9 protein-coding genes are annotated in these 13,728 nt (G+C 46.2%); all 9 read left to right on the top strand.

Features of this window, described 5'->3' with window-relative positions:
• Window positions 1–535: 535 nt before the first annotated feature.
• Window positions 536–2,218 (top strand): ABC transporter substrate-binding protein, encoded by a 1,683-nt coding sequence (locus tag AB4154_RS18640; RefSeq protein ID WP_017056650.1) that lies wholly within the window; start codon window positions 536–538, stop codon window positions 2,216–2,218.
• Between the two features lie 169 nt (window positions 2,219–2,387).
• Window positions 2,388–3,374, top strand: a complete 987-nt coding sequence (locus AB4154_RS18635) for an ABC transporter permease (RefSeq protein WP_017059409.1) — start codon at window positions 2,388–2,390, stop codon at window positions 3,372–3,374.
• Window positions 3,375–3,376: 2 nt separating this feature from the next.
• Window positions 3,377–4,402 carry an ABC transporter permease gene (locus tag AB4154_RS18630; RefSeq protein ID WP_017056648.1) on the top strand — a complete coding sequence of 342 codons (1,026 nt, stop codon included), beginning with the start codon at window positions 3,377–3,379 and terminating at the stop codon, window positions 4,400–4,402.
• Window positions 4,403–4,404: 2 nt separating this feature from the next.
• A complete protein-coding gene (locus tag AB4154_RS18625) occupies window positions 4,405–5,388 on the top strand; it encodes an ABC transporter ATP-binding protein (RefSeq protein WP_017059410.1) in 984 nt (327 codons plus the stop codon).
• A 74-nt stretch (window positions 5,389–5,462) separates the two neighbouring features.
• A complete protein-coding gene (locus tag AB4154_RS18620) occupies window positions 5,463–6,458 on the top strand; it encodes an ABC transporter ATP-binding protein (protein WP_017059411.1) in 996 nt (331 codons plus the stop codon).
• 98 nt (window positions 6,459–6,556) lie between these two features.
• Window positions 6,557–8,278, top strand: coding sequence for a glycoside hydrolase family 9 protein (locus AB4154_RS18615; RefSeq protein WP_372123787.1), 1,722 nt, complete (start codon window positions 6,557–6,559; stop codon window positions 8,276–8,278).
• Between the two features lie 2 nt (window positions 8,279–8,280).
• Window positions 8,281–9,165 carry a BadF/BadG/BcrA/BcrD ATPase family protein gene (locus AB4154_RS18610; protein ID WP_372123784.1) on the top strand — a complete coding sequence of 295 codons (885 nt, stop codon included), beginning with the start codon at window positions 8,281–8,283 and terminating at the stop codon, window positions 9,163–9,165.
• A 12-nt stretch (window positions 9,166–9,177) separates the two neighbouring features.
• Window positions 9,178–11,127 carry a beta-N-acetylhexosaminidase gene (locus tag AB4154_RS18605; protein ID WP_372123781.1) on the top strand — a complete coding sequence of 650 codons (1,950 nt, stop codon included), beginning with the start codon at window positions 9,178–9,180 and terminating at the stop codon, window positions 11,125–11,127.
• Window positions 11,128–11,255: 128 nt separating this feature from the next.
• Window positions 11,256–13,661: a GH36-type glycosyl hydrolase domain-containing protein gene (locus AB4154_RS18600; protein WP_136973782.1), complete on the top strand. Its 2,406-nt coding sequence runs from the start codon at window positions 11,256–11,258 to the stop codon at window positions 13,659–13,661.
• The last annotated feature ends 67 nt before the right edge of the window (window positions 13,662–13,728 follow it).

The raw sequence follows: 13,728 nt of genomic DNA, 5'->3' as shown, positions 1-13,728 counted from the left end.
ACTTTTCGTTCTATTCTCAATCATATCTGACCGTTATCTGACTCTTTGTTGCAGTTTGAGAAGCGAGTCACAACAGAACGGCAGATTTAATTTTCTAGGGAAATTTAACGTAAAACTGGCAAGTGACCGAGATCTACAATTATACCAACTTAGGGTAAAGCATTATAATAAAAAGCCTTTAAAGTTAGTGACCACTTACAACCTGCAAGAACCTCAAAACCAAATGCGAGTCACATCACTTTAACAATTGCGTACAAAAAACCACCAAAGCAACCTATTTTGACGTTAATGACGTGGGGTTGTGTGTTTTTAACGTTTTTGACGGGAAACGAGTTTGATTAATTCATCGATAAGGTGTTTTCTTACTCCTGCCAAAGGCCTACAGGCCACTCTTACCACTTCTCAGAATCAACGATGAATCTGGAGCAACGAAGAAGAGGTAGGCCTTTAACCAGAGTGTGTATCTACTAAACAATTTAGCGACAGATAACATTCAATCCATTAGTGAAATGAAAGCAAATAGTAAGGAACAGCTATGCTTGCCAATATAAAAAAAACAGCAATAGCAACAGCAATTATTGCAACTGCTACAACAGGTTTTGCATCAGTAGCAACCGCTGCAGAACGCAGTGAACTGACCGTTCACCCGAAAGAGTACACTACATTCGTACGTAACTTTAACCCGTACCTTGGTGCTACTAACCTACATACTACAACTGACTTCATGTATGAGCCGCTAGTAGTATTTAACGAAATGCACGGTAACACTCCAGTGTTCCGTCTAGCTGAAAACTTCAAGATGTCAGATGATCTGATGAGCGTTGTTTTCGACATTCGTAAGGGTGTTAAATGGTCAGACGGAGAAACTTTCTCTGCTGATGATGTTGTTTTTTCTTTCAACCTTGTAAAAGAGAAGCCAGAGCTTGACCAATCTGGTATCAACTCTTGGGTAACTTCTGTAGAAAAACTGAACGACAACCAAGTTAAGTTCACACTAACAGAAGCAAACTCAAACGTACCTTACGAGATTGCTAAAGTACCTGTAGTACCTAAGCACATCTGGAAAGACGTTAAAGATCCATCAACGTTTACCAATGAGAACCCGGTAGGTTCTGGTCCATTTACAGAAATCGATACGTTTACAGCGCAGCTATACATCCAGTGTGCAAACCCGAACTACTGGGATGCAGACAACCTAGATGTTGACTGTCTACGTGTTCCACAAATTGCGAACAACGACCAATTCCTAGGTAAAGTTGTAAACAGTGAAATGGACTGGACGTCTTCTTTCGTTCCAGATATCGATCGTACATACGCAGCAGCTAGCCCTAAACACCACTACTGGTACCCGCCAGCAGGTACACAGGCATTCATCGTTAACTTCAAGCACCCTGATGCTGCGAAGCATGAAGCATTGAGCAACGTTGACTTCCGTCGTGCTTTCTCTATGGCTCTTGACCGTCAAACTATCATCGACATCGCATTCTACGGTGGCGGTACTGTGAACGATTTCGCATCGGGTCTTGGCTACGCGTTTGAAGCTTGGTCTGATGAAAAAACTCACGACAAGTACAAAGGCTTCAACACTTACAACGCTGAAGGCGCGAAGAAGCTTCTTGCTGACGCTGGCTTCAAAGATGTGAACAAAGATGGTTTTGTTGACACTCCATCAGGCAAATCTTTCGAACTAATGATTCAATCGCCAAACGGCTGGACTGACTTCAACAACACAGTTCAACTAGCGGTAGAACAACTGAACGAAATCGGTATTAAAGCGAAAGCTCGTACACCTGATTTCTCTGTTTACAACCAAGCAATGCTTGAAGGTACATACGACGTAGCATACACAAACTACTTCCACGGTGCGGATCCATACACGTACTGGAACAGTGCTTACAACTCATCACTACAATCTGGTGATGGTATGCCTCGTTTCGCAATGCACTTCTACAAAAACGACAAGCTAGATGGTCTTCTAAACAGCTTCTACAAAACAGCTGATAAGAACGAACAGCTAGATATTGCACACGGTATCCAGCAAATCATCGCTGCAGACCAAGTGACAATCCCTGTGATGTCTGGTGCTTACATGTACCAATACAACACAACTCGCTTCACTGGTTGGTGGAACGAAGAAAATCCAAAAGGCCGTCCAAACATTTGGGCTGGTATTCCAGAGCGTCTACTTCATGTACTGGACCTAAAACCAGTTAAATAAGTAATCGTTCAATCCTTGCGGCGTAACCTCTTACGCCGCTTATAAAAATCCCCACACTCTCAATTGAAAGTATGGCGCTAGTCGTCAGGGGATTTTTCGTTCCAAATTTCGCTAGGAGCGACCTGAATCCAGAAACAGGGAAACAATCTGGGTGAGTAAGGTGTGAGTTATGGGTTATTTTTTAAGACGTTTGTCATTTTATTTTGTCGCGCTATTAGTTGCTGCGACGTTAAACTTTATTATTCCAAGAGCAATGCCTGGTGACCCGGTTACCATGATGTTTGCGAACGCTTCTGTACAAGTTACTCCAGAGCGTATTGCTGCAATGAAAGAACTATTAGGCTTCGTTGATGGTGGCTACTTAGTTCAATACGTGGCGTACATGAAGAACATTCTTAGCTGGGAACTTGGTACATCAATTCAATTCTACCCACTTTCTGTAAACACACTGTTGGGTGGAGCATTCGGTTGGTCGCTTTTCTTAGCCGGCACCGCAGTTATTCTTTCTTTCTCGATTGGTTCAATCCTAGGTATTTTCGCAGCGTGGAAACGCGGCAGTAAGTACGATGCCTTCGTAACGCCAGGGATGCTGATTCTACAAGCCGTTCCTCAAGTTGTTATCGCGATGATTGCACTATTTACCTTTGCAATTGGCTTGAAGTGGTTCCCAACAGGGTATGCCTACACCGCTGGTACTATACCTGATTGGACAAGCTGGGCATTCATTAAAGATGTCGCTTACCACGCCTTCTTACCACTGTTCTGTGCTTCTGTTGTTCAAATTGGTGGCTTCCTAGTAAACATGCGTAACAACATGATCAACCTACTAGCCGAAGACTACATCACCATGGCGAAAGGCAAAGGCCTGAGCGAAAACCGAGTGGTATTCAACTACGCAGCTCGTAACGCGATGCTACCTAGTGTGACAGCCCTGTCAATGTCGCTAGGTATGGCAATCGGCGGTCAGTTAATTATCGAAATCATCTTTAACTACCCAGGTCTTGGCAGCGTACTTTTCAACGCAATTAACGCTCGTGACTACCAAGTACTGCAAGGTCAGCTGCTTATCATGACGCTATTCATGCTGTTCTTTAACCTAGTTGCAGACATGCTTTACGTTGTTCTTGACCCTCGTCTTCGTAAGGGTGGTAAATAATCATGAAAGACTTTTTAAAACTCATTTGGCGTAACCCGATGGCCCTAACAGGCGTCATCATCCTAAGTATTTTTATTCTTGGCGCGATTGCAGCTCCATTAATCACCAAACATGTACCAGACAAGCGTACAGGTAACCCACACGAATATCCTGGTTTCGTGGTGAAGTCTGCACAAACTAACCCTGATGGCTGGGTTGCTCAGAATCTAGCAGACGACCGTCGTACATTGATCATGTCTAAAAAGGCAGACCACGTACTAGGTACAACTCGTATGGGTCGTGACGTTTGGTCTCAAGTGGTATACGGCGCACGCGTATCTCTTGCTGTAGGTTTTGGTGCGGGTCTAACCGTATGTTTACTCGCAACTGTTATTGGTGTTTCTGCAGGTTACTTCGGTGGCCGTGTCGATGACGTTCTAACAGCCGCAATGAACATCATGCTGGTAATCCCTCAATACCCATTACTGTTCGTAGTAGCAGCCTTTATCGGTGAGGCAGGGCCACTCACCATAACCTTGGTTATCGGCTTTATGTCTTGGGCTTGGGGTGCCCGTGTTGTTCGCTCCCAAACCTTAGCACTGCGTGAAAAAGAGTTTGTAAAAGCCGCTGAAGTTTTGGGTGAATCTTCATTCCGCATCATCTTCGTAGAGATTCTGCCAAACCTTATCTCTATCGTTGGCGCAAGCTTCATCGGTTCGGTGATGTACGCAATCATGATGGAAGCAACCATCTCGTTCCTAGGTCTTGGTGACCCGAACACAATCAGCTGGGGCATCATGCTTTACAACGTTCAAACCTCTTCATCAATGCTGATTGGCGCTTGGTGGGAACTGTTGGCTCCTTGTATCGCATTGACACTACTTGTAACTGGTCTTGCTCTACTTAACTTCGCGGTCGATGAAATTGCTAACCCGCAACTGCGTTCTCACAAAGGCATGAAGCGTTGGAAGAAACTAGCAGCTCAAGACAAAGAAGAACGTGAACCAGAACTACCACCACAAAATGCACTTTGGAGCGGAGATAAATAATCATGTCTGAACCACTAATTTCTATCCGCAACTTATGCGTGGATTACATCACAGAGTCTGGCGATGTTCGTGCGTGTAACAACGTAAGTTTCGACATCGCTCCAGGTGAAGTCTTCGGCCTAGCTGGTGAATCTGGCTGTGGTAAATCAACGGTCGCTTTCTCTCTTATGCGTCTTCATAAGCCGCCCGCTTACATCAGTGGTGGTGAGGTTATCTTCAACGGTGAGAACATCCTTGAATACAGTGATGACCGTATGCAGTCGTTCCGTTGGAGTGAGATGTCGATGGTATTCCAGAGCGCGATGAACGCACTCAACCCAGTACTACCGATGGAAGAGCAGTTCTGTGACGTAATCATGCGTCACACCAACATGACTCGCGAGCAAGCTAAGCAGCGTGCTGAAGGTCTACTTGAAATCGTCGATATTCACCCGAGCCGATTGAGTGACTATCCTCACCAATTCTCTGGCGGCATGCGTCAGCGCTTGGTTATTGCTATCGCGTTAGCACTGAATCCAAAGCTGATCATTATGGATGAGCCGACAACCGCACTTGATGTGGTTGTGCAACGCGAAATCCTACAAAAGATCTATGCACTAAAAGAAGAATTTGGCTTCTCAATTCTGTTCATCACCCATGACTTGTCATTGATGGTCGAGTTCTCTGACCGCATCGGCATCATGTACTCAGGTGAGCTAATCGAAGTGGCTAACTCTCAAGATATTCTAGAAAACCCTTACCACCCTTACACCAAAGGGCTGGGAAATTCTTTCCCTCCACTGACAGGGCCAAAGACAAAGTTAGCAGGTATTCCGGGTAACCCTCTGAACCTGTTAGAGATCCCTGAAGGGTGTCGTTTCCAAGCTCGTTGTGACCGTGTACATGAAAAGTGTACCAAGGTGCCAACCAAGCTGCGTTCTATCGACCCGGGACATTTGTCTAACTGCCACCTGTACGGTGACCCAATAGTACAAAGGAAGCTATAGCTTGCGTGAATAACGAACAAGGCGGCTCGACCGCCTAAAAACAAGCAAAGCGAATAAGGATTCTGGAGACAATTATGAGCAAAGATTTCGGTCAATTATTGGTAGAAGGCAAGAATGTCGTAAAAGACTTCCCAATAAGCAGTACCACCATTCAAACCCCAATGATGCGTGCGATTAACGACGTGTCATTCAAGATGTACAAAAGCCGTGGCCTAGCAGTGGTTGGTGAGTCTGGTTCAGGCAAATCAACAACCGCAAAAATGATCGCAAAAATGTACGCACCTTCAGGCGGCACGATCGAATACAAAGGTCGTGATATCCAAGAGATCTCAAGCAGAAAAGATCTTATGCACTACCGTGAAGGCGTGCAGATGGTATGGCAAGACCCGTTTGGTTCATTGAACCCAACGCACAATATCTTCCACCACATTGCTCGACCACTGTTGATCCACAAGAAAGTATCTCCGGGCAACAAGAAAGAGCTAGAAGAACGCGTTTACGATCTTTTAGAGCAAGTAGGTCTCATTCCGCCAAAAGAGACGGCGAAGAAATACCCTCACCAACTGTCTGGTGGTCAGCGTCAACGTGTCAACCTAGCCCGCAACATCGCGGTAGGTGCCGAAGTTGTACTAGCCGATGAGCCAACTTCAATGCTTGATGTATCGATTCGTGCCGGTGTTTTGAACCTGATGGAAGAGATGAAGTTCGAGAAGCAAATGTCTCTGCTTTACATCACTCACGATATCGCAACCGCTCGTTACATCGCTGAAGACCTTTCGGTGATGTACGTGGGACACATGGTGGAATGGGGCGATACCGATGACGTGATTGCTAACCCTCAGCACCCATACACCCAATTGCTTGTTTCGGCCGTTCCAGATCCTAAGAAGTCGATCCACGAGCAACTTGCAGGCAACAAAGGTGAGATTCCTCTGTGGACACCAGTATCAGCAGGCTGCCCATTTGCAGGCCGATGTACTCACGCAATGGATAAGTGCAAAGAGCAGCTACCAGGGGTTACGCAGCTCGCTGATAACCACTTTGTGCGCTGTTACCTACACGAAAGCTAAGCAATAAAACCCAAGTTAGGGTCTTCGGACCCTAACTATTTATATCCAAAACATTCAAGTACCTAGCCAATAGAAACTAGGACTGTCGGAGAATATTGATGCTGTTATTGACCAACCATATTGGCTATGAGTCCACAGGCCCGAAGCAAGCTATCCTACAAACTAAGAAAGCTCGCCTATCAAGCACTACGGCTCTACTCGTCTGTGCTGACAACCATATGACTGTCGGAAATTTTGATGTGGTTAAACAAGGCCGCGTAGCAAATTGGCATCAAGGGCAATTCTTCACTATTGATTTCAGTTCAGTCACTGAATCTGGTCGCTACTACCTACGTTTTGACAACCTGCGTTCAGAAGTATTTGAGATTGGTAGCAACCTATTAATGAACCACACGTTTTCTGATGTGCTTCATTACTTTAAGTCACAACGCTGTGGCGGGATTTTCGACAAAAAAGATCGACAAGCACAAATTCTAGGTACCGACCGATACGTCGATGTCCACGGTGGATGGTATGACGCATCAGGTGATGTCAGTAAGTATTTTAGCCACCTGTCTTATGGTAACTACCTAAACCCACAACAAATTCCGATGGTCGTTTGGAACATGCTAAAAAGCGTACGCTTGACTGGCCATAACCCAGACTTCCCGAAATTCTCCATGACTCGTCTAACGGAAGAGGCTCTGTTCGGTGCCGACTTCTTAGTGCGTATGCAAGACGCTGACGGATACTTCTATATGACGGTATTCGACAAATGGAGCAAAGATATCAACCAACGCGATATCTGCGCTTATGCGACTCAAGAAGGTCATAAATCAACGGACTTACAAGCGGGCTACCGACAAGGTGCAGGTGTTGCTATCGCAGCATTAGCCGCAGCTTCTGAGCTTGAAATCTCTGGCAGCTACCCGAGCCACACATACCTTGAAACGGCTGTTAAGGGTTACTGGCATCTAAAAGAGTACAACCTCCAGTATCTAAACGATGGTGAAGAGAACATCATCGATGAGTATTGCGCCCTACTCGCAGCCAATGAGCTGTATCGCGTAACACAAGACCAGCAATACCTATCAGAAGCAAGAACTTGGGCGACTCGTTTAATCTCTCGTCAGCAATCCGATGATTCATTTGAGCACTTCTGGTCGGCAAACTCTGATGGCTCTCGTCCATACTTTCACGCAGCTGAAGCCGGTCTTCCGGTGATTGCACTATGTGAATACATCAACAACGAAACCGATGCTGAACTAAAAGAACAGGCTCGCACAGTTGTTGAACAAGCTTGTCAGTTCGAAATCAACATCACCGACAAAGTCACCAACCCATTTGGCTATCCAAGACAATACGTAAAATCTATCGATGGTGATAAACGTGATGCCTTCTTCGTCGCTCAACAGAACGAAACCGGTTACTGGTGGCAAGGCGAGAACGCACGCCTTGGCTCACTCGCAACCATGGCTTACCTAGTTCAACCGCACATTAAAGATAGCGAGCTTCAAGAGCGCTTAATCCAGCTTTCACAAAATAGCCTTGATTGGATCTTGGGCCTCAACCCATATCACATGTGCATGCTCGATGGTCATGGCCATAACAACCCAGACTACCTACCTCAGCTTGGTTTCTTCAATGCGAAAGGCGGTATCTGTAATGGCATCACGGCTGGTTTTGAAGATGAACAAGACATTGCGTTCAACCCTCCAGCACAAAAAGATGACATGCTTCAAAACTGGCGCTGGGGCGAACAATGGATCCCTCACGGCGCTTGGTTCCTATTAGCCACAGCGGCACAGTTCAGCTTCCTAGCTCAGCGTAAGGAGCAATAATAATGACTCTTTACTACGTAGGTATTGATGGTGGTGGTACTTCTTGTCGTGCTCGTATTCGTGACGACCAAGGCAAATTGATTGGTGAAGCGAAAAGTGGCAGTGCCAACATCCTTTTGGGTGTTGATGTTGCGATGAGCTCAATTATTGATGCCATTACAAAAGCAGCACAACAAGGGCAACTCAACTCAGACCATTTTTCAAATATGCATGTTGGCCTAGCACTGGCTGGCGCTGAGCAAAAATCAGCATGGTTCGACTTCATGGCTCAACCACACCCTTTCGCAAGCATGACACTAAATACCGACGCTTATGGCGCTTGCATTGGTGCTCACAATGGCCAAAACGGCGCAATCATGATCGGTGGTACGGGTTCTTGCGGTATCTTCCTAAAAGACGGTGAGCAATATGTGGTTGGCGGTCGTGAATTTCCGATTTCAGATCAAGGCGGCGGCGCAGTCATGGGCTTACGTTTGATTCAACAAGTCTTGCTTGCAGAAGACGGTATTCGCAACAAAACCCCGCTGACTCTACATGTGATGAATCACTTTAATAATGATGTGGATGCCATTGTCGAATGGTCAAAAGGTGCTATTCCAAAGGATTACGGTCAATTCTCACCAGTTATTTTTCAACTCGCTAATGAAGGTGACGAACTGGCTATCGAGATGCTCAAGCAAACCGCCGCTGATATCGAAATGTTTGTACTAGCACTGCATCACAAAGGTGCGGACAAGGTATGCCTGATGGGAAGTATCGCAGAGCGAATTCTCAACTGGCTATCACCACCAGTACAGCAATGGATCGTTAAACCTCAATTCGACGCTATCGAAGGCGCATTGATGTTTGCCGGGAAACCACAACACAACTTGTATCAACAGGCTTAGCAGGGAAGTTATATGAATTATCGCATCGACTTAGCTGTTCTTTCTGAACAAAAAAATAACTGCCGATTTGGCCTTACGGTACATAACTTAAGTGACCTCGACGTAACAGATTGGTCTCTGCACTTTGCATTTGATCGATTCATCCTTCCAGAAAGTTTATCGCAAGGTGAACTGACTCAAGTTGGAAGCTTTTGTTCGTTCAAACCAAGTTCGTCAGTGTTAAAGGCGAACAACCATTACTACCTTGAATTCAGCATTCAAAGCGCCCCATTCCGTTTTTATTCTGACGGTCTAAACGATGCCTTTATCCAAACGCATCACCAAGGCGAAACCTCGGTACTGCCAGTCGCGATATCACCTATTGTTCTGGCGTCACCATACCGTGAACGCAATCAGATACCTGAAGTGAACGCTGCTGAGGTGGCATTAATTCCTCAGCCTAATCAGATCGAATTTCAGCAAGGTAGTTTCGCGCTAAGTAACTTCGCGCTAAATAACGACTGCAAAATTGAGGTTCAATCTCACCTTGCAGAGAAGGCCAGCGCTTGGTTACAACAAGAGTTACTGATTACGTTCGAGCTAGCGATTTCAACAGAACTCTCACCAGAAGCGAGCGGAGACATTCTACTTCGTAGCAACCCAACTTTAGATGAAGCCGAGTACAAGCTAACAATCACAACTCAACAAGTGGTCGTAGAATCAGGCAGTCAATCAGGCTTCACTCATGCAGTAGCTAGCTTAATCCAATTAGTTCAACAACAAAATGCTGAACGCTTCTCTGTGCCATGTTGCAAAATCGCCGACCAACCTCGTTTCAAATACCGCGGCATGATGTTGGACTGTGCACGTCACTTCCACTCGGTGGAGCAAGTGAAACGTTTAATCAACCAGTTGGCGCACTACAAATTCAACGTTTTTCATTGGCACCTAACCGATGATGAAGGTTGGAGGATCGAGATAAAGAGCCTACCTCAACTCACTGAAATCGGTGCTTGGCGAGGTCCTGACCATGCATTAGAGCCACAATATACCCATATTGCTGAAAACTACGGCGGCTTCTACACCCAGCAACAGATTCGCGAAGTGATTGAATACGCAGAACAACGCAGCATCACGGTTATCCCTGAGATCGATATCCCGGGACACTGCCGTGCAGCAATCAAATCACTGCCTGATATGTTGGTAGAGCAAGCAGACACTACTCAATACAAGAGCATTCAGCACTACAACGACAATGTGTTAAATCCAGGTTTACCGGGCACTTACCAGTTCTTAGATGCGGTTATTGAAGAAGTCGCAGAGCTATTCCCTAGCGAATTGATTCACATGGGCGCAGACGAAGTACCACCGGACGTATGGACTAACAGCCCTGCAGCTCAAGCGCTGATGAAAGAACATCAATACCAAGACAGCAAAGATTTGCAAGGTCACCTATTCCGCTATGCCGAGAATAAGCTTAAGCAACTCGGCAAACGCATGGTGGGCTGGGAAGAAGCTCAGCACGGCGACAAGGTGAGCAAAGAGACCATCATCTATTCATGGCTCAGTGAAGAAGCGGCTGTGAACTGCGCTCGCCAAGGCTTTGATGTGGTATTGCAACCTGCACAATTTACCTATCTCGACATGACCCAAGATTATGCACCGGAAGAGCCGGGCGTAGATTGGGCTGCCGTTATCCCATTAGAACAAGCTTATACCTACGAAGCGCTTGCTGAGATATCCGACACCGACCCAATTCGTAAGCGGATCCGCGGAATTCAGTGTGCTCTATGGTGTGAGATCGTCACCAACCAAAAGCGTATGGATTACATGGTATTTCCAAGAATTAGCGCTTTAGCTGAAGGATGTTGGACACATAAAAACAACCGAAACTGGCTAGATTACCTGTCTCGCCTAAAGGGTCACTTGCCGCTACTCGACAGACTCAATGTTGACTATCGCAACCCTTGGAAAGCTCAATAAAACAAAACCAAAGCAACACTCACATCGAGCGCTTGCTAACTCAAATTAAGGTGCTCAGTCAGATAAGACTCAGCATCACTATTTAAAAATTAGCTGCATAGATGCAGTTTGTTAAAAAGGAAATGACAATGAAATACGGCTATTTCGATAACGACAATCGCGAATACGTCATCACTCGCCCTGATGTACCAGCACCTTGGACCAACTACCTAGGTACTGAAAAGTTTTGTACCGTGATTTCGCACAATGCGGGCGGTTACTCGTTCTACAACTCTCCGGAATACAACCGTGTTACTAAGTTCCGTCCAAACGGCACCTTTGACCGTCCTGGACACTATGTTTACTTGCGTGATGATGAGACGGGTGATTACTGGTCTATCTCTTGGCAACCAGTGGCCAAGAGCCTAGATGAAGCGAACTACGAGGTTCGTCACGGCCTGTCATACTCAAAGTTCAAATGTGAATACAGCGGCATTACCGCAACCAAGACGCTATTCGTACCTAAGGGTGAAGATGCAGAAGTTTGGGACGTTGTATTAAAGAACAACACTGACAAGCCACGTACTATCAGCACTTTCTCGTTTGTTGAGTTCTCTTTCAGCCATATTCAATCAGACAATCAAAACCATCAGATGTCTTTGTACTCTGCGGGCACGTCTTACCAAGAAGGTGTTCTGGAATACGACCTGTACTACAACACTAACGACTTTGAAGGCTTCTACTACCTAGCTTCAACTTTCTCACCAGACAGCTACGATGGCCAACGTGACAACTTCCTTGGTATGTACCGTGATGAAGCAAATCCAATTGCGGTTGAAAACGGTAAGTGTTCTAACAGCGCTCAAACTTGTTACAACCATTGTGGTTCTCTGCACAAGCAATTTACGATTCAACCCGGTGAAGAAGTTCGCTTTGCGTATGTACTCGGTATCGGTAAAGGCAACGGTGAACGCCTACGTGAGAAGTACCAAGACACAGCAAACGTAGACGCCGCTTTCCAAGGCATCAAAGATCACTGGGACGAGCGTTGCAACAAATTCCAAGTTAAGTCGCCAAACGAAGGCTTAGACACAATGATCAACACGTGGACGCTATACCAAGCGGAAACCTGTGTGGTTTGGTCACGCTTTGCATCATTCATCGAAGTTGGCGGTCGTACTGGTCTTGGTTACCGTGATACGGCTCAAGATGCTATTTCAGTACCCCATGCCAACCCACAAATGACCAAGAAACGTATTATCGACCTGCTTCGCGGCCAAGTGAAAGCGGGCTACGGTCTACACTTGTTCGATCCTGACTGGTTCGATCCAGAGAAAGCCGACGTTGAGCCATCAAAATCACCAACAGTTGTTCCAACACCGTCAGATGACGACAAGATCCACGGCATTGAAGATACATGTTCTGATGATCACCTATGGATCGTTCCAACCATCATCAAGTACGTGATGGAAACCGGTGAGCACGACTTCTTCGATGAAGTGATTCCATACGCAGACGGTGGCGAGGCGACAGTTTATGAACACATGAAAGCGGCACTGAACTTCTCTGCTGAATACGTGGGTCAAACGGGTATCTGTAAAGGCCTTCGTGCTGACTGGAATGACTGTTTGAACCTAGGTGGTGGTGAATCTTCAATGGTTTCATTCCTACACTTCTGGGCGCTACAAGAATTCCTAGATCTTGCTAAGTTCCGCAATAACGATGCTGACGTTGCGAAATACACTGAAATGGCTGCTAACGTTCGCGAGGCGTGTGAAACGCACCTTTGGGATGACGAGGGTGGCTGGTACATCCGTGGTCTGACTAAAAATGGCGACAAGATCGGTACCGCTCAACAAGCTGAAGGTCGTGTGCACCTTGAGTCAAACACGCTCGCGGTTTTATCTGGTGCTGTTTCTCAAGAACGTGGCGAGAAAGCGATGGACGCTGTTGATGAGAACCTTTTCTCTGAATACGGCCTACACCTAAACTCTCCTTCATTCGCAACACCAAACGATGATATCGGCTTCGTAACTCGCGTTTACCAAGGTGTAAAAGAGAACGGTGCAATCTTCTCTCACCCTAACCCATGGGCTTGGGTAGCAGAAGCGAAACTAGGTCGTGGTGACCGTGCTATGAAATTCTACGACGCACTGAACCCGTACAACCAAAACGACATGATTGAAACACGTTACGCAGAACCATACTCGTACGTGCAGTTCATCATGGGTAAAGATCACCAAGACCACGGCCGTGCAAACCACCCTTGGTTAACGGGTACGTCGGGTTGGGCTTACTTCGCGGTAACCAACTTCATTCTTGGTGTTCGTACAGGCTTTGAAGGCTTAACGGTTGATCCTTGTATCCCGACTGATTGGCCAAAGTTCGAGGTTACTCGTCAATGGCGTGGCGCAACTTACAACATCACAGTGCAAAACCCGAATGCAGTAAGCAAAGGCGTTGCCTCTATCACTATCAATGGTGAGTCAGTTGAAGGCGCAATCCCAGTACAAGCAGAAGGCAGCGTGAACGATGTTGTCGTTGTTCTAGGCTAGTCACGCAATTTAACGAACAGCTCTTGTCTCAAGTCTTTACGGGCTTGAGACAATGAGACTAAAAGGA

The sequence above is a fragment of the Vibrio sp. 10N.286.51.B11 genome (genome assembly GCF_041469245.1).
GTDB classification, from domain to species: domain Bacteria; phylum Pseudomonadota; class Gammaproteobacteria; order Enterobacterales; family Vibrionaceae; genus Vibrio; species Vibrio crassostreae_C.
Note: the sequence above shows the minus strand (reverse complement) of the source record. Positions and strands in the feature narration are given on the sequence as shown.